Annotated in this window: 24 protein-coding genes; 11 read left to right on the forward strand and 13 right to left on the reverse strand. The window is 71.9% G+C overall.

Features of this window, described 5'->3' with window-relative positions; translation table 11 throughout:
- Window positions 1–129: 129 nt before the first annotated feature.
- A complete protein-coding gene (locus IF12_RS25355) occupies window positions 130–672 on the forward strand; it encodes a hypothetical protein (protein WP_051703820.1) in 543 nt (180 codons plus the stop codon).
- On the opposite strand, the gene IF12_RS0101240 is transcribed toward IF12_RS25355, so the two are convergent.
- Window positions 659–1,891, reverse strand: a complete 1,233-nt coding sequence (locus IF12_RS0101240) for an amidohydrolase family protein (protein WP_030144448.1) — start codon at window positions 1,889–1,891, stop codon at window positions 659–661. The genes IF12_RS25355 and IF12_RS0101240 overlap by 14 nt on opposite strands.
- A 216-nt stretch (window positions 1,892–2,107) precedes the next feature.
- Here IF12_RS0101240 and IF12_RS0101245 point away from each other — a divergent pair, with 216 nt between their 5' ends.
- The gene (locus IF12_RS0101245) at window positions 2,108–2,593 is read left to right on the forward strand and encodes a cupin domain-containing protein (protein ID WP_030144449.1); all 486 of its coding nucleotides are present in this window, start codon (window positions 2,108–2,110) and stop codon (window positions 2,591–2,593) included.
- Between the two features lie 10 nt (window positions 2,594–2,603).
- On the opposite strand, the gene IF12_RS23630 is transcribed toward IF12_RS0101245, so the two are convergent.
- The 6 genes from IF12_RS23630 to IF12_RS0101275 form a co-directional block, all read right to left on the reverse strand.
- On the reverse strand, window positions 2,604–3,344 hold the full coding sequence (locus tag IF12_RS23630) for a helix-hairpin-helix domain-containing protein (protein WP_051703821.1): 741 nt from the start codon (window positions 3,342–3,344) through the stop codon (window positions 2,604–2,606).
- A 91-nt stretch (window positions 3,345–3,435) separates the two neighbouring features.
- Window positions 3,436–4,323 carry a succinate--CoA ligase subunit alpha gene (sucD, locus tag IF12_RS0101255; RefSeq protein WP_030144451.1) on the reverse strand — a complete coding sequence of 296 codons (888 nt, stop codon included), beginning with the start codon at window positions 4,321–4,323 and terminating at the stop codon, window positions 3,436–3,438.
- Window positions 4,324–4,327: 4 nt separating this feature from the next.
- The gene (gene sucC / locus IF12_RS0101260) at window positions 4,328–5,506 is read right to left on the reverse strand and encodes an ADP-forming succinate--CoA ligase subunit beta (protein ID WP_030144452.1); all 1,179 of its coding nucleotides are present in this window, start codon (window positions 5,504–5,506) and stop codon (window positions 4,328–4,330) included.
- A gap of 763 nt (window positions 5,507–6,269) precedes the next feature.
- Window positions 6,270–6,701 carry a cobalamin B12-binding domain-containing protein gene (locus IF12_RS0101265; RefSeq protein WP_030144453.1) on the reverse strand — a complete coding sequence of 144 codons (432 nt, stop codon included), beginning with the start codon at window positions 6,699–6,701 and terminating at the stop codon, window positions 6,270–6,272.
- Between the two features lie 114 nt (window positions 6,702–6,815).
- A complete protein-coding gene (locus tag IF12_RS25955) occupies window positions 6,816–7,853 on the reverse strand; it encodes a hypothetical protein (protein WP_030144454.1) in 1,038 nt (345 codons plus the stop codon).
- 166 nt (window positions 7,854–8,019) lie between these two features.
- Window positions 8,020–8,406: a MarR family winged helix-turn-helix transcriptional regulator gene (locus tag IF12_RS0101275; RefSeq protein WP_030144455.1), complete on the reverse strand. Its 387-nt coding sequence runs from the start codon at window positions 8,404–8,406 to the stop codon at window positions 8,020–8,022.
- An 86-nt stretch (window positions 8,407–8,492) separates the two neighbouring features.
- Between IF12_RS0101275 and IF12_RS0101280 the strand changes: the two genes are divergently transcribed.
- A complete protein-coding gene (locus IF12_RS0101280) occupies window positions 8,493–9,947 on the forward strand; it encodes an MFS transporter (RefSeq protein WP_030144456.1) in 1,455 nt (484 codons plus the stop codon).
- Window positions 9,948–10,004: 57 nt separating this feature from the next.
- Here the strand turns inward: IF12_RS0101280 and IF12_RS0101285 are convergent, their stop codons facing one another.
- The 3 genes from IF12_RS0101285 to IF12_RS0101295 are packed head-to-tail and all read right to left on the reverse strand — an operon-like array spanning window position 10,005 to window position 13,480.
- Window positions 10,005–12,488: an FtsX-like permease family protein gene (locus IF12_RS0101285; RefSeq protein ID WP_051703822.1), complete on the reverse strand. Its 2,484-nt coding sequence runs from the start codon at window positions 12,486–12,488 to the stop codon at window positions 10,005–10,007.
- Window positions 12,489–13,256 (reverse strand): ABC transporter ATP-binding protein, encoded by a 768-nt coding sequence (locus IF12_RS0101290; RefSeq protein WP_051703823.1) that lies wholly within the window; start codon window positions 13,254–13,256, stop codon window positions 12,489–12,491. It lies immediately after the preceding gene.
- On the reverse strand, window positions 13,253–13,480 hold the full coding sequence (locus tag IF12_RS0101295) for a hypothetical protein (protein WP_133884134.1): 228 nt from the start codon (window positions 13,478–13,480) through the stop codon (window positions 13,253–13,255). The genes IF12_RS0101290 and IF12_RS0101295 overlap by 4 nt, the downstream gene beginning before the upstream one ends.
- A 285-nt stretch (window positions 13,481–13,765) precedes the next feature.
- Here IF12_RS0101295 and IF12_RS0101300 point away from each other — a divergent pair, with 285 nt between their 5' ends.
- The 3 genes from IF12_RS0101300 to IF12_RS0101310 all read left to right on the forward strand — a co-directional run bounded on the left by IF12_RS0101300 (window position 13,766) and on the right by IF12_RS0101310 (window position 16,505).
- Window positions 13,766–15,073, forward strand: coding sequence for a sensor histidine kinase (locus tag IF12_RS0101300; protein ID WP_081912885.1), 1,308 nt, complete (start codon window positions 13,766–13,768; stop codon window positions 15,071–15,073).
- A complete protein-coding gene (locus tag IF12_RS0101305) occupies window positions 15,061–15,708 on the forward strand; it encodes a response regulator transcription factor (RefSeq protein WP_030144461.1) in 648 nt (215 codons plus the stop codon). Before IF12_RS0101300 ends, IF12_RS0101305 begins: the two co-directional genes overlap by 13 nt.
- 104 nt (window positions 15,709–15,812) lie before the next feature.
- Window positions 15,813–16,505: an aquaporin gene (locus tag IF12_RS0101310; protein ID WP_035748010.1), complete on the forward strand. Its 693-nt coding sequence runs from the start codon at window positions 15,813–15,815 to the stop codon at window positions 16,503–16,505.
- Between the two features lie 101 nt (window positions 16,506–16,606).
- Here the strand turns inward: IF12_RS0101310 and IF12_RS25960 are convergent, their stop codons facing one another.
- Window positions 16,607–17,044 (reverse strand): thermonuclease family protein, encoded by a 438-nt coding sequence (locus IF12_RS25960; protein WP_051703824.1) that lies wholly within the window; start codon window positions 17,042–17,044, stop codon window positions 16,607–16,609.
- Between the two features lie 112 nt (window positions 17,045–17,156).
- Between IF12_RS25960 and IF12_RS0101320 the strand changes: the two genes are divergently transcribed.
- The 5 genes from IF12_RS0101320 (at window position 17,157) to IF12_RS24620 (ending at window position 22,027) form a co-directional block, all read left to right on the forward strand.
- Window positions 17,157–18,503 (forward strand): DUF6350 family protein, encoded by a 1,347-nt coding sequence (locus IF12_RS0101320; protein ID WP_166659557.1) that lies wholly within the window; start codon window positions 17,157–17,159, stop codon window positions 18,501–18,503.
- Entirely contained in the window at window positions 18,500–19,141 is a 642-nt protein-coding gene (gene purN / locus IF12_RS0101325; protein WP_231492273.1) for a phosphoribosylglycinamide formyltransferase, read from the forward strand. Before IF12_RS0101320 ends, purN begins: the two co-directional genes overlap by 4 nt.
- A 7-nt stretch (window positions 19,142–19,148) precedes the next feature.
- Window positions 19,149–19,811: a VanZ family protein gene (locus IF12_RS0101330; RefSeq protein WP_231492275.1), complete on the forward strand. Its 663-nt coding sequence runs from the start codon at window positions 19,149–19,151 to the stop codon at window positions 19,809–19,811.
- A gap of 117 nt (window positions 19,812–19,928) precedes the next feature.
- Window positions 19,929–21,473: a bifunctional phosphoribosylaminoimidazolecarboxamide formyltransferase/IMP cyclohydrolase gene (gene purH, locus IF12_RS0101335; protein WP_030144467.1), complete on the forward strand. Its 1,545-nt coding sequence runs from the start codon at window positions 19,929–19,931 to the stop codon at window positions 21,471–21,473.
- A gap of 221 nt (window positions 21,474–21,694) precedes the next feature.
- Window positions 21,695–22,027 carry a zf-TFIIB domain-containing protein gene (locus IF12_RS24620; protein ID WP_030144468.1) on the forward strand — a complete coding sequence of 111 codons (333 nt, stop codon included), beginning with the start codon at window positions 21,695–21,697 and terminating at the stop codon, window positions 22,025–22,027.
- Window positions 22,028–22,091: 64 nt separating this feature from the next.
- Here the strand turns inward: IF12_RS24620 and IF12_RS0101345 are convergent, their stop codons facing one another.
- A complete protein-coding gene (locus tag IF12_RS0101345; protein ID WP_081912895.1) occupies window positions 22,092–22,664 on the reverse strand; it encodes a 2'-5' RNA ligase family protein in 573 nt (190 codons plus the stop codon).
- A complete protein-coding gene (gene trpS / locus IF12_RS0101350; RefSeq protein WP_030144470.1) occupies window positions 22,664–23,680 on the reverse strand; it encodes a tryptophan--tRNA ligase in 1,017 nt (338 codons plus the stop codon). The genes IF12_RS0101345 and trpS overlap by 1 nt, the downstream gene beginning before the upstream one ends.
- Between the last annotated feature and the right edge of the window lie 86 nt (window positions 23,681–23,766).

Consider the following 23,766-nt stretch of genomic DNA (forward strand, 5'->3'; position numbering starts at 1 on the left):
GACGGCATCTGCCGTCCGCGCCTTCGCATCGCGATCACCCACCGAGCCGGACGAGACGGCGGCCCGCCCGCCGTGCAGTCAGCTGAACGCACGGCATGAACGTTGGTCATCAACTGTCACAATGGCGGCATGGAGACTTTCACCGCCCCGGACGAGTTGAGCCGCGGCATGCGCCGCAACGGCGTCATGATCTGCGCCTTCTTCGGCCTCGGCTGGTACATCGGCGGCGCCGGGATCATCGAAGGACCCGCCTACTGGGTCGGGTTCGCTCTGGCGGCCGCGGTGAGCATCGGGCTCGCGGTCGCGACCGGGAAGGTCGAGTCGGGCCGCGGGCGCCCCCGGGAGCTGCCGAAGGACTGGGGCCGCCGGTACGGCATCTGGATCGCCTTCGAGGTCGTGCTCATCGTCGCCGCGGTCTTCCTCTACGGCGCATTGGACCTCGTCGACTTCCTGCCGGGGACGATCGCGGTCATCGTCGGCTCCCACTTCCTCCCGCTGGCGCGGGCCTTCGACGAGCCGATGTACAAGTGGACCGGCTACGCGATGATCCTCGCCGGCGCGGCCGGGATCGCCGCGGGCGCCGGCGGCGTCGCGATCGGGGGAGCGGTGGCCGGCTTCGGCAGCGCCGTGGTCCTGTGGGCCACCGGCTTCGCGGTCCTCAAGCGCGGCTGAGCCGGTCGAGCCGCACCTCGCCGCCCTGCACCACGAGCTTCAGGTTCTTCTCGGGTTCGGTGAGCACCCCGATGTCGGCGAGCGGGTCGCCGTCCACCACCAGGAGATCGGCCCTGGCCCCGGGAACGACCTGGCCGATGCGCCCCTCCTCGCCGAGCAGGCGCGCCGCGGTGACCGTGGCCGAGCGGATCACGTCGGCCGCCGGGATGACCGCGCCCCGGATCGCGAACTCCTCCAACTGGTGCCGGCGCATCCCGCCGAGCAGGTCCGAGCCGTAGCAGAGGTTCACCCCGGCCTCGTGCGCCCGTTCCAGCGCCTGGAGCCCGGCGTCGAGCACCATGCCGTTCTTGGCGAGGCTCTCCGCGGGAAGCCCGTACTCGGCGCCCTCGACGGCCATCCGCTGATACGTCACCAAGGTGGGCACCAGGAACGCGTCGTGCTCCAGGAACAGCTCCACACTGGACTCATCGAGCAGGTTCCCGTGTTCGATCGACCGCACGCCCGCCTTCAGGCCCCGGTTGATCGCCCGCGCGGTGTAGGCGTGCCCGGCGACGTACCGGTTCGCCGCCTCCGCCTCTTCGACGATGGCGCGGATCTCCGCGATCGAGAACTGGGTCGAGTCGACCCGGTCGGTCGGCGAGGCGACGCCGCCCGACAGCATGATCTTGACGTGGAACGCGCCGGTGCGCAGTTGCTCCCTGGCCGCCTTGCGGACCCCGTCCACGCCGTCGCACACGACCCCGAGGCCGGGACAGCACTGGTGGTCGTCGCTGACGCTGCGCCCGCGCGGGCGCATGTCCACGTGCCCGCCGGTCTGCGAGAGCGCCTTGCCGCCGAAGAACACCCGCGGGCCCTCGATGAGGCCCTCGGCCGCCGCGTCGGCGATCCCGAAGTCGGCGCCGCCGGGGTCGCGCACCGTGGTGAACCCGCGGTCGAGCATCGCGCGCAGCTCGATCGCGGCCTTCACCGCGACGTACGCGGGCGACTCGTCGGCGATCCGGCCGAGGTCGGCGCTGTGCGCGTTGACGTGCACATGGCAGTCCACGAGCCCCGGCATGAGCGTCTTCCCGGCGAGGTCGACCACGGGAGCGCCCTCGGGCGCCGCGACATCGGGCCCGACCTCGGCGATCTCCCCGTCCCGCACGAGCACCCTCTGGTCCGCGACGAGTGCGCCGGCGACGGGGTCGAGCACGTTGGCGCGGTCGAACAGCAAGGTCATCGGCGTCTCCAGACGGTTCGCGGAAGCGGCGCGGCTCGTTCCTAGCCGCACGGCAAGTTCTCCGTATCAATATGCCCGACCGTCCTCGCTTGGCGCGCGGTGCCCCCGTTGCCGAAGGTGAACGGAGATGCCCGTGCGCTTCATTCGTGCGATGATTCCCCGTCCACCGGGTCGTCTGCACTGGTGACCCTCGAACGCCGCACCCAAGGAGCGACCATGTCCTACCCCGAGCCGAAGTACTTCGGCGAGACCGGCGAGGTGAACGCGCACTTCCGCCCCGCCGCGCACCCCGCCGAGCTGGTGTTCGCCAACGGCGGCTCAGCCGACTACCTCGCCACCGGCGCCTCCACCGACGGCAGGTTCGGCCTCTACCAATGGAACATGAGCGCGCGCCGCTCCGGGCCCGACCCGCACTTCCACAAGACCATCTCCGAGTCGTTCTACATCCTCTCGGGGACCGTGCGGATCTACAACGGCGTCAAGTGGATCGACACTGAGCCGGGCGACTTCGTGCACGTGCCCGAAGGCGGCGTGCACGGTTTCCGCAACGAGAGCGGCGAACCGGCCTCGATGCTCCTGCTGTTCGCCCCCGGCGCGCCGCGCGAGGCCTACTTCGAGGGCCTGGCGAGCCTCGGCGACATGACCGAGGCCGAACGCAAGGCCTTCTTCATCGAGCACGACAACTACTGGATCGAGGACTGACCGGTCCGACTCAGGGGATGAGGATCGCGTACTCGCGCAGGTGCCTCTCGAACCCCGGGGCCACCTCGACCTCCAGGATCACCTCGTCGAGGCTCTGGAAGGGGCCCAGGCGCTCGACGCGCTCGACCACCCGCGCCGCGGTCGCCTCGGTGAAGCCCGGCAGGTCGCGCAGTACCGCCGCGGGCGCGTGGTTGAGGTCGACCAGGCCGCCGTCGTCGAGGCGCCGCGGCTGATCGGGACGGCCGATGCCGTTGCGCTTGGCGAGGGACGGGTCCGCCTCGGCCAGCCGCCTCGCGTCCTCGCGCAACTGGCGCTCGCGCTCCAGGGCGGGCGCGACCCAGTCGCCGGCGGAGGGCGCGGTCGTCTTGGCGGCCGGCGTGCGCGTCCGCTCCTGCCGCGGGCCCTGCACCCACACGTACTTGCGGATCGCGAACAGGTGGGCACTGGCGCCGATCGTGGTGGCGAGCATCGCGAGGACCTCGGTCGGGAAGACCCAGGCCGGCGCCGTCGCCAACTCGAACGAGGTGAGCAGCAGGAAGAACGCGCCGAGCGCGACCGAGTAGAGGACGAGCGGCACCAGCGTCACCGCGCTCGCGCGCCGTCCGACCGCGAGGCCGAAGGCGAGCGGCGCCCCCAGCATCGGCAGCAGGAGCGGCAGCAGCGCCCAGACGATCGTGCCCGCCGTCCGCGCGGCGCCGCCGCCCGTTCGCGGCGGGTGGGCGGGCGCGGGGCTGTACGGCGAGGCGGGCATGTGCCGAGGATAGCGGCCCGCCGCCCGACCGGGACCGCCCGTGAACGCGGCGAAGGCCGGACGGTTCGCCGTCCGGCCTTCGTTCGTCTCGCTAGAGGTTCTCGACGACCTCGCGCATGAGGCGGGCGGTCTCGCTGGGGGTCTTGCCGACTTTGACGCCGGCGGCCTCCAGGGCCTCCTTCTTCGACTCGGCGGTGCCGGCCGAACCGGAGATGATGGCGCCGGCGTGGCCCATCGTCTTGCCCTCCGGCGCGGTGAAGCCCGCGATGTAGCCGACCACGGGCTTGGTCACGTGCTCCTTGATGTACGCGGCGGCCCGCTCCTCGGCGTCGCCGCCGATCTCGCCGATCATGACGATCGCCTTGGTCTCCGGGTCCTCCTCGAAGGCCTTGAGGCAGTCGATGTGGGTGGTCCCGATGACCGGGTCGCCGCCGATGCCGACGGAGGTCGAGAAGCCGATGTCGCGCAGCTCGTACATGAGCTGGTAGGTCAGCGTGCCCGACTTGGAGACCAGGCCGATGGGGCCGGCGCCGGTGATGTCGGCGGGGGTGATGCCCGCGTTCGACTTGCCGGGGCTGGCGATCCCGGGGCAGTTGGGCCCGACGATGCGGGTCTTGCCGCCCTTGGACTCGGCGTGGTTCCAGAAGGTCACCGAGTCGTGCACCGGGATGCCCTCGGTGATGACGATGACCAGTTCGATCTCGGCGTCGATCGCCTCGATGACGGCGGCCTTGGAGAAGGCCGGGGGTACGAACACGACCGAGGCGTTCGCGCCGGTCTCACTGATGGCCTCCTGCACGGAGGCGAACACCGGGAGGCTCACGCCGTCGACGTCGACCTTGGTGCCGGCCTTGCGCGGGTTGACGCCGCCGACGATCTCGGTGCCGGCCTTGAGCATGCGGCGGGTGTGCTTCATGCCCTCGGAGCCGGTCATGCCCTGGACGATGACCTTGGAGTTCTCGTTGAGGAAGATCGCCATGGACTTAAGCCCCCTGGTTCGCGAGTTCGGCGGCCTTGTCGGCCGCGGCGTCCATGGTCTCGACCACGGTGATGAGCGGGTGGTTCGCGTCGGCGAGGATCTTGCGACCGGCCTCGGCGTTGTTGCCGTCGATGCGGGCGACCAGCGGCTTGGTGACGTCCTCGCCGCGGTCGGCGAGGGTCTGGAGGGCGCCGAGGATGCCGCGGGCGACCTCGTCGCAGGCGGTGATGCCGCCGAAGATGTTCACGAACACGCTCTTGACCTGCGGGTCCGACAGGACCACTTCGAGGCCGTTCGCCATGACCGCGGCCGAGGCGCCGCCGCCGATGTCGAGGAAGTTCGCGGGCTTGACGCCGCCGTGGCCCTCGCCGGCGTAGGACACGACGTCGAGGGTGGACATGACCAGCCCCGCGCCGTTGCCGATGATGCCGACCGAGCCGTCGAGCTTGACGTAGTTCAGGCCGGACTCGGTGGCGCGCCGCTCCAGCGGGTCGACGGCCGACTTGTCCTCGAACTCGGCGTTCTCGGGGTGGCGGAAGGAGGCGTTCTCGTCGAGCGTGACCTTCGCGTCGAGCGCGAGGACCCGGCCCTCGGGGGTGCGCACGAGGGGGTTGACCTCGACGAGCGTGGCGTCTTCGGCCACGAACGCGCCCCAGAGCTTGACGAACACGTCGACGAGCTGGTCGCGCAGGTCCTCGGGGAACCCGGCCTTGTCGAAGATGGAGTTCGCGATCTCCGGGGTGACGCCGACGCCGGCGTCGATCGGGAGCTTCACGACCTTCTCGGGGTCGGTGTGGGCGACCTCTTCGATCTCCATGCCGCCGGCGACCGAGGCGATGCACAGGAAGGTGCGGTTCGCGCGGTCGAGGAGGTAGGAGAAGTAGTACTCGGAGTCGATGTCGGCGGTGACCGTCAGCATGACCTTCTCGACGGTGTGGCCCTTGATGTCCATGCCGAGGATGTTCGTGGCGTGGGTCTCGACCTCGGCGACGGAGTCGGCGAGTTTGACGCCGCCCGCCTTGCCTCGACCGCCGACCTTCACCTGCGCTTTGACGACCACCCGGTCACCGAGGCGCTCGGCGAGCTCCACGGCCTCCTGCGGGGTGGTGGCGACGCCGCCGTCCAGCACCGGCACGCTGTGCCGGGCGAACAGTGCGCGGCCCTGGTATTCGTACAGATCCACTGTAGAGTCCGCTCCACTAGCTAGTCTTCTGTGACCGGGTCGGCCTGGGCCTCCGCCCAGGGGCCCGGTGCGGGCCGCGGTCTCGGCGAACCGGGGCCGGTGGGCGGGGAACAGGCACAGGTGCCCGTTATCGCAGGGTAACGCGCGGCGAGCCGCCGGAGCGTACGGCGGGCGGCCGGTGTGACGAGTCAGGCTTGCGCGGCGCGGCGCAGGGCGCCGGCTGGGGATTCACGATGCGGCGGCGAAGAAGTGAGCGGAACGGGCCCGGGCCTGGCGCACCCGCGGTCGGGCGTGTCGCGGCAGAGGCGCCCCCGGTTCGATAATGACTCGGGGGTGCGACATCGGGGCGGGGACGAGTTCGGCCGTTGTGACTCGGGGCGGCTCGGAATTGCGCGGAGCACCGGGGAAAGAGGCGGGGACCGGACGCACCCCTCAGGCGTCCGGTCCCCTTAGCGGGAACCAAGCCCACCCCTCAATGGCTTGATTCCCTTAGGCACGATGCCCTATCGCCACCCCTCAATCGACAGGGCATCGGCAGTTTGTGGCATGGCTCTAGCGCGTTCCCTGATCGGGGCGAGGCCCTGATGCGTGTGCTCGAACCATTGCGGTGCGGTCTTTCGACTCGCGGCCGATGCGTCTTCCGCGTTTTCCTTCTGCGTCCGACACTTATAAGAACGAGGCCCGCCGAGCGCGGTTACGGTCGCCGTTGCGGTTTTCTCGAAAAAACTTTGAGCCGGGTCGTTCGCCCAGGTCGCGGCCTATCTCAGACGGCCGCGGGGCGTCCCTGATCGGGTGAGGCGACGTGTTCGCGGACCCATTCGGCGATCACCTGGGTCGAGGCCCCGGGGCCGAATATCTCGGCCACTCCGGCCTCGCGCAGCTGCGCGGCGTCCTCGTCGGGAATGATGCCGCCGCCGAAGACGACGATGTCGCGCGCGTCGGCCTCGTCGAGTAGTCGCAGCACGCGCGGGAACAGCGTCATATGGGCGCCGGAGAGGATGCTCAGTCCGATCGCGTCGGCGTCCTCGGCGATCGCGGTCGCCACGACCTGCTCGGGGGAGTTGTGGAGGCCGGTGTAGACCACTTCCATGCCCGCGTCGCGCAGGGCCCGCGCCACGACCTTCGCGCCGCGGTCGTGCCCGTCGAGCCCGACCTTCGCCACGACCACCCGGATCGGTGCGCCACTTGCAGACATCGATGTACCTCCTCGTACGGAGACCGCGGCGTTCACGGCGCTTTTGGCGAACCGTGGACGCCGCGGCCGTTGCATACGAGTGAGCTTAGTCGCGACCGGCGGGAGCCGGTAGGCCTAACGGCCGTAGGGGCCCTGCGGGGGCTGCTGCCCCTGCTGGGGGTAGCCGGGCGGCGGGGGCGGGTAGCCGCCGGGCTGTCCCTGCTGGCCGTACGGCTGCTGTCCCTGCTGCGGGTAGCCGGCCTGCTGCGGGTATCCGGGCCCGGCGGGCGTGCCCTTGATGTACGCCTTGGACGCGTCGTCCTTGATGTAGATGAAGGACGCGTAGCCGTAGGCGCCGGCGAGCAGGATGCTCTGGACGAGGCTGATCACGCCCAGCCCGCCGAACACCGCGATGGTGTTGAAGGAGCTGAACAGGCCGAGCACGGCGCTGCCCGCGGCGATCATCATGAGGATGATGCCGGTGAGGCGGAGGCCGTTCGAGGTGATCTGGCCCCGCGGCAGCGCGTAGCCGTACCAGCCCAGCGCGAGCGCGAACAGGATGCTCAGCGGGGCGGTGACGATGGCGAAGCCGCCGAGCACCGCCAGGACGATGATGCTGGTGAGCAGGCCGATGCCGGAGCCGACGATCGCCATGAGCCCGATGCGCTTGACGCCTTCGGGGGCCTCGCCGGCCGCCGGGGCCGTCTGCGGCTGCGGGTATCCCGGCTGCTGTTGCTGCGGGGGCGGCGGGTAGCCGCCGGGCTGGCCCTGCTGCGGGCCGGGCTGGCCGTACGGCTGCTGCGGCCCGGGGCTCTGCGGGGTCGGTCCGAGCGGGCCCTGCGGGGGCTGCGAGGCCTGCTGGCCCGTGGGCTGGAAGCCGGTCTGCGAGCCGCTCTGCTGGGGCATGACGGTGGTCTCGGCGAACGCGGCGGCGGGCGGTTCGGCCGGGCCGGTCGGGTTGCCGAGCGGCGAGGCCGGGGGCGGGGGCGTCGTCGGCGCGGGCGGGACGGCGCCGCGCTGGATCTTCATGGTGCGGTCGAGGTTGTCCTCGTCGCCCGGTCCGGCGGCGGGCGCGGCGGGACCGGGCGCGCCGGCGCCGGGCGCACCGCCGGGCTTGAGCTTGAAGGTGCCGCCGTCCTCGTCGTCTGGTCGGTCGTTCTCAGGGGGAGTCATTGCATCCACGCTCCATGCCGGATCAGGTCGTGACTTCTCTCGCACTCACCTTAGCTTCCGCATGCCGCAACCGGGGGAAGCCGTCCCTCGTTCAGCGCGAACGCCAGGGGCGCAAGGGTTTCGAGTGGCGCCCGCATCGGCCGGGGCCGTACTCCCGCAAGCGGTGTCAGGCGAGGTGCTTGACGAGGACGCCGCGGTGGGTCGGCTTGGCCGCGTCGAAGCGCTCCTGGCCGGTGGGGGTGAGCATGAGGAAGTTCGCGCGGCGGTCGAACTCGCACGCGGCCCGGGTCACGAGCCCGGCCTTCTCCAGGCGGGTGACGGTGCGGGAGAGGGCGCTCTGGCTGAGGTACATCTCGGCCTCGATGTCCTTCATCTTGGCCTGGCCGCCGCCTTCGCCGCAGCACCGGGACAGGATCTGGAGCACCTCGAACTCGCTCAGTCCCAGGCCGTGCCGGGCCTGGAGCTCGTTCTCCAGCTCGCACGAGGCGGCGTGGTACACGCGCAGTGTCTCTGACCACTTGACGCACACGTCTTCGCCCGATGCAGCCTCCATGACCAGGAGATTACCATGTCAAGGCATTTAATGTCCATGCATTTGATGTGTTGACATCCAATGCACGCGCATGTAAATTCGTGCCCATGACGATCACCGCCACAAAACCCCTGGACAACAGCAATTCGAACCCCGTCGATGCGCCCGCACACGCCCCGTCCCGATGGGGACCGCGGCTCTGGGCCGTCCTCTTCGTCGCCGGCCTCGCGATGTTCCTCGACGCCCTCGACGTCTCCATGGTCGGCGTCGCGCTCCCCTCCATCGGCGCCGAGCTCGGCCTGGAGACCGCCTCGCTCCAATGGATCGTCAACGGCTACATCCTCGGCTACGGCGGCCTGCTCCTCCTGGGCGGACGCATGGCCGACCTGCTGGGACGGCGCCGGGTGTTCCTCGCCGCGCTCGTCGTCTTCGGCGCCGCCTCGCTCATCGGCGGCATGGTCGACAGCGAGGCCCTGCTCATCGCCTCGCGCATCGTCAAGGGCGTCGCCGCCGCCTTCACCGCCCCGGCGGCCCTGTCGATCATCACGACGACCTTCAAAGAGGGCCACGACCGCAACAAGGCCCTGTCGATCTTCGCCGTCTTCGGCGCCACCGGCTACGCCTCCGGGCTCATCGCCTCAGGGCTGCTCACCAGCATCGACTGGCGCCTGACCTTCTACGCGCCGGTCGCCGTGGTCGCCGTCGTCCTCGTCGCCGCGTTCATCGTGGTGCCCCGCACCGCCGAGAACGAGCGCGGCGGCATCGACTTCGCCGGCTCGGCCACCCTCACCGGCGGGATGCTCGCCGCCGTCTACACCATCGTCACCGTCCCCGAGACCGGTTTCACGCCGCTGGTCACCGCCACCGCCGTCGCCGCGGTGGCCCTCCTCGCGGCGTTCTTCGTCATCGAGAAGCGCATCGCCCACCCGCTGGTGCGCCTGAGCATCTTCAAGGTCAAGTCGATCGTGCGGGCCAACCTGGCCGCGCTGGCGATCTTCGGCTCCTACATCAGCTTCCAGACCATCGTGTCCCTCTACCTCCAGAACACGCTCCGGTGGGAGCCGCTCACCATGGCGCTCGCGCTGGCCCCGGCCGGAATCCTCGTGGCGTTCCTGTCGCCGTTCGCCGGGCGCCTGATCGACCGCTACGGCACCAAGCCGATGATCATCGCCTCGATGGCGGCGTTCGTACTCGGCTACGTGTGGTTCATCGTGCGCGGCGGCAGCGCCGAGCCGAACTACCTCGCCGACTACCTGCCGGCGTTCCTGCTGCTGGGCCTCGGCTTCGCGATCGGCTTCTCCTCGGTCATGGTCCAGGCCACCGAGGGCATCGCCGACGACGAGCAGGGCCTGGCCTCGGGGCTCGTGCAGACCTCCGGGCAGATCGGCGGCGCGGTCGTCCTCGCCGTCGTCACCGGGCTGATCACCGGCGGCGCGGCCACCGGCATCGCCCAGTACCGGCCCGGCCTCTACATGGTCACCGCCGTCGCCCTGATCGGCCTGGCCGCCAGCGCGACCGCCCTGTTCGGCCGCCGCGCCGAGGACACCGTCGAGGCCGCATAACCCCACTCCTGCGCACCGCGGACCGGGCCGCCGTCCCATGACGGCGGCCCGGTCCGTTCAATCCACCGCGAGTGCGGCCGTCGGCGGTCCGGCCAGTGCGCGCCGGGTCGGGACCGCGGTCGCCGTCCATGCGAGGAGCACGGCGACGCCCGCGGCGGCCGGGATGACCCACAGCGGGCCGTGGGGCCACGGCTCGCCGAGGAACCCGAGGCCGAGCGCGGCCATCGGCAGGACCGAGAACGCGAGCCCGGCGCCGACGGCGATGGCGGCGGTGACGAGCGCTTCGCGGGTGACCATGGCCCGCACCTGGCGCGGCGTGGCGCCGACCGCGCGCAGCGAGGCGAACTCGGCCCGCCGCCGCGAGGTGGCCGCGACCAGGCCGTTGGCCGTCCCGAGGAGTACGTAGCCGGTCATGGCGAGGGTCGCCATGAGGCTGATCCACTGGTCGGGCGTCATGCCCTCGGGCGCCTGCGGGACCGCCGCGCCCGTGCCCACCGCCAGGCCCGGCACGCCCGCGGCCCATGCGGCCACGGCCTCGGGGTCGCCGGTGACGAGCGCGGCGTCGTAGAAGCGCGGCGCGTCGAGGAGGTCGGCGGCGAGGACGACCGTCCCGAAGCCGAAACCGCGCTCGTAGGTCGCGGCGATCCTCGGGCTGACTTCAGTGCCGTCGGCGAGGACGAGGTCGATCGCGTCGCCGATGCCGACGCCCCACAGCCGTGCGGCGGCCGAGGCGACGGCGACCGTCTCGCCGCGCAGTTCGGCGAGGTCGCCTTCGACTTGCCCGAGGTCGGCGACCTGTTCGATGCCCGGCGTGAACGCCAGGGCGGCGAAGGACTCGACGCCGCCCGCGTCGTCGGTGAGCCGGGCGACCATCGTGTCCGCGACGCCGACGGCGGCCTCCACGCCCGGCTCGGCGCCGAGTGCGGCCAGGTCGGCGGCGGCCACGGGCCCGGTGACCGTGGCGTCGGCGACCGCGCCCGCCTCGATCTCGGCGGCGGTCACCTCCACGAACGTGGTCTGCGAGAACACCTGCGTCACGGTCAGGCCCACGGCCAGGGCGAGGACGGCGACGGCCCCGGCGGTGCGGCGCGCGAACGCGCGGCTGTTCTTGACCGCCAGCCAGACCGGCGCGGGCGTCCGGTCGTCCAGGCGCTTCGCCGCCCGCCGCGTGAGGGCGCCGACGAGGAGCGGCCCGGCCATCGCGAAGCCGATGACGGCCACGATGGTGGCGGTGACGGCGGAGATGAACGCGGTCTCGCCGGGGACGGCGAGCGGCACGAGCGACTGCGCCGCGGCCGCCAGCAGCAGGAGGACGCCGACGACGGTGCGGACGCGCCCGGGCGCCTTCGGCTCCACGCGCGCCTCGGCGACCGCGGCGGTCGCCGGCAGGCGCGAGGTCCGCATGGCCGCGCCGCGCGCGGCCAACTGCACGGTGAGCAGCATGGCGGCCGCGACGATCAACGCGCTGATCGGCGTGCGCGCCAGAGGGAGCCCTTCGGGGAGCATCCCGCTCTCGGCGAGGAAGCCGGTGAAGGCCCCGGCGAGCGCGTACCCGGCGGCGATGCCGGGCACGAGCGCGATCGCGGCGGCGGCGCTGGCCTGGGCGGCGATGAGGCGCCGCACCTGGCGCGGGGTCGCGCCGACCGCGCGCAGGAGTGCGAGGTCGCGGCGCTGGTTCGCGACGGCGACGCCGAGCGCCCCGGCGGTGATGAACCCGACGAGGAGCACGATGGTGCCGGCCATCGAGATCGCCATGGCGACCAGGTCGGCGTCGGCGGCCGCGTCGCCGAGGCGTTCGACCGCGCCGCGCGCCTCGCCGGTGGTGACCTCCAGGTCCGGCAGCGCCTCGCGCAGTCCGTCGGCGACCGCGCCGATGTCGGCGCCGGTCTCGGTGCGGACGGCGATGAGGTCCGCCTCGTGCTCCTCCAGGCCCGCGAGGGCCCGAGCGGTGGCGGCGTCGGCGTGGATTCCGGGTGCGTCGGTCAGGCCCACGACGACCAGATCGGCCGCACCGGTGGGCGAGGTGACGGCGACGCTGTCGCCGACTGCCAGTCCCGCTTCGGCCGCGGTCGCGGCGTCGAGCACGATCTCGCCGGGGCCCGGCTCGCGGCCGTCCACGGTCGCGCCGGTGAGCGCGGCGGTGTCCCAACCGTGCCCCTCGACCGTTCCCGCAACCGCGCTCTCGGTCGCCATCCGCACGGTGAACGCGATGTCGGCGGCAGCCGCCTCCACCCCCGGCACGGCCTCGACGGCCGCGACGAGTCCCGCGTCGATCGTCTCCCGTTCGGGCAGCCGCAGGTCGATGTCCTCGACCACCGGATACGTCTGCGAGGCCGCGACCAGCACTTCGGCCCCGTCGAGCCGCTCGGGCCCGATGTGCGAGGTGAGCCCGGTCTCGGCGAGGACCGCCGCGACGGTGACCATCGCGGCCCCGCCGGCGACGGCGAGGCCGACCGCGACGAGCCCGGGCAGCCGGTGTCGGGCCATGTGCAGCGACGGGCCGGCCATGCCGAGCCGGCCCGACCGCAGGCGTGCGGCCATTCAGCGCCGCCCGAGGGCCGTCAGGCGCCGAGCGAGCTCGTCCGCGTCCGGATTCGGCAGGTAGGAGTCGATGCGGCCGTCGGCGACGACGCACGCGGCGTGCGCGTGGGCCGCGGCGGCCGGGTCGTGCGTGACCATGACGACCGTCTGCTCCCACTCGTCCACCAGCTCGCGCAGCAGGGCGAGCACCTCGGCGGCCGTGTCGAGGTCGAGGGCGCCGGTCGGCTCGTCGGCGAAGACCACGTCGGGCCGGGCCGCGAGCGACCGCGCGATGGCCGCGCGCTGCTGCTGCCCGCCCGACAGCTCCCCGGGCCTGCGGTCGAGCAGGTCCGCGAGGCCGACGCGCGCCACGAGATGGCGCAGCCAGTTCCCGTCGGCGGCCGCCCCCGACAGGCGCAGCGGCAGCGTCAGGTTCTCCTCCACCGTCAGCGACGGCAGCAGGTTGTACGACTGGAACACGAACCCGATCCGCCTGCGCCGCAGCAGGGTCCGCTTCGTCTCGCTCAGGCCCGACAGGCGCTGGCCGCCGACGCGGACCTCGCCGCCGGTCGGGTCGTCGAGCCCGGCCGCGCAGTGCAGGAGCGTGGACTTGCCCGAACCCGACGGGCCCATGACCGCCAGGAACGTGCCCCGCTGGACCTCCAGCGAGACGCGGTCGAGGACGGTGTGCTCGCCGTCGTACGTCTTCGTCACGTCGCGCATGAGCAGCGCCGGGGGCCGGGCCGTGTCGGTGCGCAGCTCCCCGCGAGGGGTGGTGAGGGTCTTCATCGGCGCTTCCCCGCGACCGCCCGGACGATGAGCGCGATGCCGCTGAAGGCGGCCATGGCGCCGAACGGGATCGCCAGGAGCGCCAGCCCGATGAGCTGGAGGCCGAAGTTGAAGACCGCCCCGCCGATGAGGCCGATCCACAGCGCGGTGCTGGTGAGCTGGTAGTGGCTGGTCGCGGCCTTCGGCGGCGACGCGGGGGCGTTGATGCGGTACTGGTCGTTCACGGTGTTCCCTCCGTGGGATCGGATGACCATCACGCTATGGCGAAACGCCTTCGCGCCCAATGCAGTCAGCTGGCGAATCCGAGGTGGGGCCAGCCGCAGGCCGGGGGGTACAGGTAGCTGTAGCGACGATCGGCGCCGCCGAGGGTAGGTTTCTGGGGCGACCGCACGGCCACAGCGCCGCCGAGCCGCGGCTCAGGCGCCGCAGGAGCACTGTCGCCGCAGTACAGCGGCACCACGGCCGCGCCGAGACGTCGCAGCCGCACACCACCGGGGGGAGGTCCGCACATGGCGGAGAGCCGATTCACGCGCTGGCGCGCCCGGTTCGACGACCTGCTGCGCCCCGCGGGCGCGCAGACCGAGACCGGGCCGCTCCTGCGCGCGTCCCTGCGCGCCTCCGGGTACGGCGCCGTCGGCGCCGGCTTCGGCATCCTCGCGCTGTACACGCTGCCGCTGCTGGCGCTCACCGGCCTGCTCGCGGTCCTCGGCGTCGGCCGCCCGCTCGTGGGCCCGATGATGCAGTGGGTGCGGGTCGTCGCCGGGCTCGAACGCCGCCGCCTGCGGCGCATGGGCCACGAGGTCGAATCGCCCTACACCGACCCGATCGCCGAACCCGCCCGCACGCTCAGGGAGGTCCGCACCGACCCGAGCGCCCGCCGCGACCTGCTCTGGACCGTCCTGCACGGCACCTGGGGCCTCATCCTCGGCGCGATCCTGCTCCAGATGCCGTTCATCGCCGTCCGCGACGTCACCTACCCCCTGTGGTGGTACTTCCTGCCCGCCTCCGAGCAGCAGATCCTCAACGGCCTGATCACCGCCCAGTCGGCCAACTCCGCGATCCTCGGCTGCGCCACCGGCATCGCCGTGTTCGTGCTGTGGCTCCTGTTCGCCCCCAAGATCCTCGACTTCCAGGCCCGCCCCGGCCTGAACCTCCTCGGCCCCGACCCCGAGGTCGACCTGTCCGAACGCGTCGCCCAGCTCACCGCGACCCGCGCCGCCGCGCTCGACGCCCACGCGGTCGAACTGCGCCGGATCGAACGGGCCCTGCACGACGGGGCCCAGAACCGGCTCGTCGCCGTCGCCGTCCTCATCGGCGCGGCCCGCCGCGAGGTCGAACGCGCCCCCGAGCGGGCCGACGAGATCCTCGAACGCGCCCAGACCACCGTCGAAGGCGCGCTCGCCGAACTGCGCGCCGTCGTCCGCTCGATCCTCCCGCCCGTGCTCGAGGACCGCGGTCTCGCCGGGGCCCTCAGCGCCCTCGCCTCCGACTGCGCCGTCCCCTGCACCGTCGAAGTCGACGTCGAGGGCCGCTGCCCGGCGAGCGTCGAGGCCACCGCCTACTTCGTCGTCGCCGAATCGCTCACCAACGTGGCCAAGCACTCCCGGGCCTCCAGTGCCTCCGTCGAGGTCCGCCGCCGAGGGAATACGCTCGGCGTCGTCGTCACCGACGACGGCCGGGGCGGCGCCGACGCCGCCACCGGCTCCGGACTCGCCGGCATCGGCCGCCGCGTCGAGGCGCTCGACGGCACGGTGAGCGTCACCAGCCCACCCGGTGGGCCGACCGAGATCAGAGTGGAGCTGCCATGCGGATCGTGATCGCCGAGGACGACACCCTCCTGCGCGAGGGCCTCAACCTCGTCCTCCAAGGCGAGGGCTTCGACGTCGTCGCCTCCGTCGGCGGCCCCGAGGCGTTCCTCGCCGCCGTCGAGGAACACCGCCCCGACATCGCGGTCGTGGACGTGCGGATGCCGCCCACCCACACCGACGAGGGCATCAAGGCCGCCGTCGCCGCCCGCCGCAACCTGCCCGGCCTGGCCGTCCTCGTCCTCTCCGCCTACGTCGAGCAGTCCTTCGCGACCGACCTCCTCGCCGACGGCGCCCGCAGCGTCGGCTACCTCCTGAAAGAACGCGTCGGCCGCGTCGACGCGTTCGTCGAGGCCCTGCACCGCGTCGCCACCGGCGGCACCGCCATCGACCCCGAAGTGGTCGCCCAGCTGTTCGCCCAGCGCCGCGCCGACGACCCCGTCGAACGCCTCACCCCGCGCGAGAAGGAAGTCCTCTCCGTCATGGCCGAAGGCCTCGGCAACGCCGCGATCGCGCAGCGGCTCTTCATCACCGAGAACGCCGTCCACAAGCACATCCGCAACATCTTCCTCAAACTCGACCTCAACCCCGGCGACCAGACCGACCGCCGAGTCGCCGCCGTCCTCCACTACCTCGAACGCGCCTGATCCGCACCCGCGCGCCGCGAATCGCGCCGAAACCGCACGTGACGTCCACAATGCTGCGATCCTCGAAAGCCTGAACGGCACGCACCGGCACCGAGGAGGACGTCATGCGCGCGATCTGGGCCGAACTGATCGGCACCTTCTGTCTCGTGTTCTTCGCCGTCGGCGCGGCGGTCTTCGGCATCGAGGCCGGCGCCATCGGCTTCGTCGGCGTCGCCCTCGCCTTCGGCCTCGTGCTCTTCGCGCTCGCCTACGCGCTCGGCCCCATCTCCGGCTGCCACGTCAACCCCGCCGTCACCCTCGGCGCCCTCCTCACCGGGCGCATCAACGCCGGAGCCGCCATCGGCTACTGGATCGCCCAGTTCATCGGCGGCATCGGCGCGGCCGCGGTCCTCAAGTACATGACCACCGGCGGCGGCGCCACCGACCAGACCGGCGCACTCGGCGCCAACGACTACGGCGCCACCGTCGACGTCGGCGGCGCCTTCGTCATCGAGACGCTCCTGACCTTCCTGCTCGTGCTCGTCGTCCTCGCCGTCACCAGCAAGAAAGGCGCGACACCCGCCGCGGGAGCGGCCATCGGCCTCGTGCTCACCGTCATCCACCTCGTCGGACTCCCGCTCACCGGCACCTCCGTCAACCCGGCCCGCTCACTCGGCCCGGCCCTGTTCGCCGGCGGCGCACCGCTGGAGCACCTGTGGCTGTTCATCGTCGCACCGCTCGTCGGCGGCCTCCTCGCCGCCGTCGTCCAACCGCTCCTCTACGGCCGCGAGCACACACCCGTCGAAGAGAACGTCTGAACAGGCGACGGGCAACAGGCAACGGGCCCCGGCCGCTCTGCGGCCGGGGCCCGTTCGCGTCCGAAAGGCTCAGTCGTACAAATGCTCAGTCGTACTGAGGCTCAGTCGTACTCCGGGGCCGCCCACAGCCCCCGCCGCTCAGCCCGCGCGAGCTTCTCCGCCTTGCGCAGCGTGTCCCCGATCGTCAGATCCTGGTGGCGCAGAATATAGGTGAACGCCATGCCCTCGGCGACCGCCAGCACCGCGTAGTTCATCCCGTTCTCCATGACCACATGCGCCAGCAACCGGTCGTACTGGTCGAACATCGGATCACCCGGATCGGTGAACAGATGCACCGTCCGACCCTCCAACTTCTTGCGCGCGTACTCCTTCGCCTCCGCGCCCCAGTCCTCCGCCTCACGGAAACCGCCCGACTCCGGAGCGTTGATCCCCATGATCCGCACCCGGACCTTCTCGCCGTCGATCCTCGCGCGGAACGTGTCGCCGTCGACCACCTCGTAGGCCTCGACCGTCGCGTAGAAGTCGCCCGGACCCTCCATGAACCTGCCTCCTCCAGCCCGCCCCCACAGGCGGGCGACGACCCATCCTCGCATTCGCCCGCCCGTCATGGGAACCGTCCTCCACGTGCCCCCTTGTGACAGACTGGTCGGCGTGGAGCAACGACCGAGACGGCGGCCCGGCCCCGCGCGCAACGCGCAGCGCGACACCGTGCGCATCGACGACTCCGCGAACCCCCTCCCCGCCCAGAGCCGCACCGACACCGCGATCCCCTCTCGCGCCAAGGCCCCCCGCCGCCCCCGGGCCCTGGTCGCCTCCGCGCTGGCGACGACCACGTGGTCCATCGTGGTCGTGTTCACGCCGATCCTCGTGTGCGTCATCCTCGGCTGGTGGCAGGCCGGGCGCGAAGGCTCGGTCGCCACGGTGGTCGCCGCCGCCGGAATCGCGTGGCTCTCGGGCCACGGCGTGCCCGTCGACATCGGACCGATGCACCTGAGCGTCACCCCGCTCGCCTTGACCGCCGTGATCGCCTGGCGCCTCGCGAAGGCCGCCGCCGGGACGACCCGCGCCATCGGCGGCCGCAACGCCGCCGCGGTCCGCGCCGCGGCCGGGCTCGTCACCATCCTCTACACCGGCGCGGTCGCCGGGGCGGCGGCCCTGTGCGGCACCGGACCGTTCAGTGTGGACGTCTTGCCGGCGCTGCTGCACGCCGTGCCGCTCGTCGTCGCCGCGACCGCCTACGGCGCCGCCCGCGAGGCCGGGGTCCTGCCCTGGGACGCGGCCTCCGAGTGGCTGCGCCGCGGCCTGCGCACCGGGTTGACCACCGCCGGCGCGCTCCTGGCCTGCGGCGCCGCCGCGACCGGCGTCGCGTTCGCCGTGCGCGGACCGGTCGTCGCCGACACGCTCGCCGTCTACGGCGACGAGTCCTGGATCGTGGCCCTGCTGAGCCTGCTCTACCTGCCGAACCTCGCGGTGTGGGCCGCCGCGTACCTCGTCGGCCCCGGCTTCGCCGTCGGCGCGGGCACCGCCGTCCAGGCCGAACTCGTCGAGATCGGGCCGCTCCCGGCGTTCCCGGTCTTCGCGGCCGTGCCCTCCGCGCCGCTGCCCGACTACGCGACCCTCCTCATCGGACTGCCGCTGATGCTCGCGGCGGTCTTCGGCGTGGTCCTCACCTACCGCTCCCCGGACCTGCGGGCCCCGCGCGTGACCACCGCGGCGATCCTCGCGGCCGCGACCGCCGCCGCGACCCTGGGGCTGCTCTCCTACCTCTCGGGCGGCGCGGCCGGTCGGCACCTGCTCGCCGACCTGGGGCCCGACCCGCTCGCCGTGGCCGGGATCGGCGCCGTCCAGTTCCTCATCGGCCTCGTTGGCGCCGCGATGATCGCGCGCCTGTTCGCCGTGCACCGCCGGGCCGCCGAGGCCGAGCTCGTGCGCAGAGACACGGTGGTCATCCCCGAACCCGCGCCGAGCCGCGAGGACGCGTTAGGGTTCTGGGCGTGACCACCGCGCCAATCCACGGCTCCGCGGGCGCCGCCGACGCGAGGCTCGTCGTGCTCGTCTCCGGCTCCGGCTCGAACCTCCAGGCCCTGCTCGACGCCTGCGCCGACCCCGCCTACGGGGCCCGGGTCGTCGCCGTCGGCGCCGACCGGAACGGCACCTTCGGCGCCGAGCGCGCCGCGAAGGCGGGCGTGCCGGCCTTCGTGCACCGCGTCAAGGACTACCCGACCCGCGACGCCTGGGACGAGGCCCTCACGCGCACGGTCGCCTCGTACGCGCCGGACCTGATCGTCTCGGCCGGGTTCCTGAAGCTCTGCGGCCCGCGCTTCCTGGGGGCCTTCCCGGGCCGGTACATCAACACCCACAACTCGCTGCTGCCCGCCTTCCCCGGGATGAACGGCCCCGGCGAGGCGCTCGCGGCGGGCGTCAAGCTCGCGGGCGCGACCCTGTTCATCTGCGACTCCGGGGTCGACACCGGGCCGATCGTGGCGCAGTGCGCGGTCCCGGTCGAGGACGACGACACCGTCGAGACGCTGACCGAGCGGATCAAGGAGGCCGAGCGGGCCCAACTGGTCACCGCGGTCGGCCGCATGGTCCGCGACGGCTGGAAGGTCGAAGACCGCCGCGTCCGCCTCGGCTGAGGCCGCCATGCCCCCGCCCTTCCCTCTCGCCTTCGGCGCTCCCCTCGCCGTCAACGCGCTCGAATCCACGACGATGCTCGTCTCTCTCGCCTTGGTGCCCTTGGGCCTCCTCCTCGCCTGGGCGCTCGCTTCGGTGCGCCTGCGGCGCGGCGTGCCTTCGCCGACCGCGTGGCGGCACTCGATCGCCGAGGTCGGGATGGTCGCCGGAACGCTGCCCTGGCTGTTCCTGGTGCTCACCCCGCGCGGCGGCTCGGGCGGGGTCCAGCTCGTCCCGTTCGCCGACCTCGTCGACCTGGCCTCGGCCGATCCCCGCACGATCGTGGAGCAACTGGTCGGCAACCTCCTGCTGTTCTTCCTCGCCGGAGTCTTCGTGCCGCTGCGGTTCAAGGTCGGCCTGTGGGCGGTGTTCCTCGGCGGGGCCGTCGGCGCCTCCCTGGTCGAGACCGCGCAGTTCGCGTTCGGGACCGGACGGGTCGCCTCTGTGGACGACGTGCTGCTCAACGCGGTCGGCGCACTGCTCGGCGCGCTCGCCTCGCGCCATTGGTGGCGATCCTCACCGGCGCTCGCGGCGGAACGGGCCGAAACGGCCGTGTTACGCTCGGCTGGTCGCGACTGGCGAGTGACGTCTTTCGAGGTTTCCCGTGGCACGGACCGGGCAGCTCGTTGTTGAGGGGAGACCTTCTGAGACGTTCGCAGGTGGAGCACCACCAGGGAGCGGCACTGCTGAACCTGTCACTGCGGTCGAACGCCTGGGCCGCAGTCTTACTCGATCAGGAGCAGTGCATTCATGTCCGAGCGGAAGCTCATCAAGCGAGCCCTCATCTCCGTATTCGACAAGACCGGCGTGGTCGAACTCGCGGCGGACCTCCATGCTTCGGGCGTCGCGCTCGTGTCGACCGGCTCGACGGCCGCGCGCATCGCCGAGGCCGGCATCCCCGTGACCAAGGTCGAGGAGCTCACCGGGTTCCCCGAGATCCTCGACGACCGCGTGAAGACCCTGCACCCGAAGGTCCACGCCGGGATGCTCGCCGACGTGCGCCGCGAATCCCACCGCGACCAGCTCGCCGAGCTCGGCATCGAGGCGTTCGATCTGCTCGTGGGCAACCTGTACCCGTTCGCGGCCACGGTCGCCTCGGGCGCGGGTTTCGACGACATCGTCGAGAAGATCGACGTCGGCGGCCCTTCGATGGTGCGCGGCGCGGCGAAGAACCACGCGAACGTCGCCGTGGTCGTCGACCCCGCCGACTACGACCTGGTGCGCGCCGCAGCGGTCGAAGGCACCACCGCGCAGCAGCGCCTTCGCCTGGCCGCCAAGGCCTTCGCGCACCTCGCGACCTACGACGCGGCGGTCGCGACGTGGCTCGCCGAGCAATCCGCGGACGGCGGTCTGAGCGACTTCCAGGCCGTGCCGATGGCGAAGCTCGCGGACCTGCGCTACGGCGAGAACCCGCACCAGGCCGCGGCGGTGTACAGCGCGCCGGGCGCGGCGGGCCTGGCGCAGGCCGAGCAGCTGCACGGCAAGGCGATGAGCTTCAACAACTACACGGACGCGGACGCCGCTTGGCGTGCCGCGCACGACTTCAGCGCGCCCGCGGTCGCGATCATCAAGCACGCCAACCCGTGCGGGATCGCCGTGGGCGCTTCGATCGCCGAGGCACACCGCAAGGCGCACGAGTGCGACCCGCTGAGCGCGTTCGGCGGCGTGATCGCCGCGAACGGCGAGGTGGACGCGGAGGCGGCGGCGCAGATCGCGGAGATCTTCACCGAGGTGGTGGTGGCTCCGGCGTTCACCGACGAGGCGGTCGTGATCCTCTCGGCGAAGAAGAACCTGCGGCTGCTGCGCGCGCCGGAGTGGGTGCCGGCGGGGATCGAGCTCAAGCCGATCTCGGGCGGGGTGCTCGCTCAGAAGCCGGACCGGATCGACGCCGACGGTGACGACCCGGCGAACTGGACGCTCGCGACGGGCACGGCGGCGGACGCCGAGACGCTCGCGGACCTGGTGTTCGCTTGGCGCGCGGTGCGTTCGGTGAAGTCGAACGCGATCCTGTTGGCGCGCGGGGGCGCTTCGGTGGGCGTGGGCATGGGCCAGGTGAACCGGGTCGACTCGGCGAAGCTCGCGGTGGAGCGGGCCGGGGCCGAGCGCGCCCGCGGCGCGGTCGCGTCGTCTGACGCGTTCTTCCCGTTCCCGGACGGGCTGGAGATCCTGGTCGAAGCCGGGGTCAAGGCCGTGGTGCAACCGGGCGGCTCGGTGCGCGACGAGGCCGTGATCGACGCGGCCAAGCGCGCCGGAGTGACGATGTACCTCACGGGAACGCGGCACTTCACACACTGAGGAACGAAGTGTGTGAAGCGGAAGTGCAGCACGCACTGAGGAACGAAGCGAAGAAAGCCGAGGCCTGGAACGGGCCGGCGGCTTGGCCGCCGTGGGACTCTCGCGGGTGAGGCGGGTCGGTCGGCCGACCCGCCTCACCCTTGCGAAGCTGAGAAGACTCTCAGGCGCATACGCCCAGTGCCGGTTGGGCATAGACGAGGAATTCACGATAGATTCTTCTCATGATGCAGATGCTCTGTCCGAAATGTCAGAACCTTATGCACCAGTACGAACGCAACGGCGTCGTCGTGGAGCAGTGTTCCGAGTGCAAAGGCATTTTCCTCGACCGAGGCGAGCTTGAGCACCTGATGAGCGCCGAGGCCGTGTTCCATCGTGGAGCGGCGGTCGCGCCGCCCCCGCCCGCGCCGCCGCGCTACGACGATCGCCGACACGACGACCGCCGCTATGACGACCGGCGCCGCGACGACCACTACGACGATCGCCGCCGCAGCGACGACTACCACTACAAGAAGAAGAAGCGCAAGAGCGTCTTCGAAGAGCTCTTCGACTTCTGACCGCCGTCGGCGGCCCCGCCGCCGACGCGCTCTCCAACCCCCTCGCCCACCCCGAGCGGCCGCCTCACGTCCCCGTCAGCGGGTAGACCTTCGTCGGCGTCCACGGCACGGCCGCCGCCTCGGGGTTGCCCGGGCTCGGGTGCGTGTACAGCGTGAACGAGGCCACCGGGAACTTCGCCTCGAACCCGGACAGCTCGTCGAACGCCCGGTCCAGCGCCTCGCTCGGCACGTTCTGCGCCACGGTGATGTGCGGGTGGTACGGGAAGCTCCGCTCCCGCGCCATCGGGCCGGTCCGGATCGCCGCCTCCAGCCGCTCGCACCCGGCGATGCCGTCCACGACCGCGACGAACACGACCTCGGTGACCGGCCGGAACGACCCCGTCCCCCGCAGGTGCAGGTTGAACGGCCCGAACGCGGCGCTCACCTCGTCGAGGCGCGCCTGCGCCGCCGCCAGGTCGCCCGCGTCGATCTCGGTGGGCCCCAGCAGGGTCAGGTGCGCGGGCACCGTCCCGCCGAACGGGTCGCCGGAGGCGATGCGCGCCTGGTCGAGCACCTCGCGCCACGGCGAGGGCACCGGCACGGCCACGCCGACGACGACGGCCTCACCGGGCCGCGCCGACAAGTCGGACTCGGCCACTAAAGCGCCGCCGGAGGGAAGAAGCCGACCTTCTTGTACGCCTTCGCGAGGGTCCGCGAGGCGACCTGCCTGGCCCTCTCGGCCCCCTGCGCGAGGATCCGGTCCAGCTCGGCCCTGTCGGCCAGGTACTCCTTGGTCCGCCGCGTGATCGGCCCGATCGCCTCGACCACGACCTCGGCCAGGTCGCCCTTGAAGTCCCCGTAGCCCTTCCCGGCGTACTCGGCCTCGAGCTTCGCGACGGTGGTGTCGCCCAGCGCGGCGTAGATGTTCAGCAGGTTCGACACGCCCGGCTTGCGCTCGACGTCGTAGCGCACCTCGGCCTCGGAGTCGGTGACGGCGCTCTTGATCTTCTTGCGGATCTGGCCGGGCTCGTCGAGCAGGTAGACGCACCCGCGCGGGCTCGGCGAGGACTTCGACATCTTCTTCTCGGGCTCGGAGAGGTCCTTGATCGTCGCGGTCTCCTTGACGATCCTCGCCTCGGGCACCTTGAAGGTGCTCCCGTACGTGGTGTTGAACCGGACGGCGAGGTCGCGCGAGAGCTCCAGGTGCTGGCGCTGGTCCTCGCCGACGGGGACCTGCTCGGTCTGGTACAGCAGGATGTCGGCCGCCTGGAGCACCGGGTAGGTGAACAGGCCCACCGTTGTGCGTTCTTGTTTGGCGGACTTGTCCTTGAACTGGGTCATGCGCCCGGCCTCGCCGAAGCCGGTCTCGCAGCCGAGGATCCACGCGAGCATCGGGTGCTCGGGCACCTGCGACTGGACGAACAGCGAGCACTTCTCGGGGTCGAGTCCCAGGGCCAGCAGCTGCGCGGCACTGACACGGGAGCGCTCGTGCAATACCTTTGGCTCGTGATCGACGGTGATCGCGTGGAGGTCGACGACGCAGTAGAAGGCGTCCGCGGTGTCCTGGATCGGCACCCACTGCCGCAGCGCGCCCAGGTAGTTCCCGAGGTGGAACGAGTCCGAGGTGGGCTGGATCCCTGAGAAGGCGCGGGGCTTGCGGTCGGCAGTGGTCATGGACCGATTCTGACATCCGGGCCGAGACGGCGACCACCCGGTATTGCGGCGCCGACGATCGTGATGTTTAATTGTGTTGGATCTTG

Source organism: Glycomyces sp. NRRL B-16210 (assembly GCF_000719515.1).
Lineage (GTDB): Bacteria > Actinomycetota > Actinomycetes > Mycobacteriales > Micromonosporaceae > Glycomyces.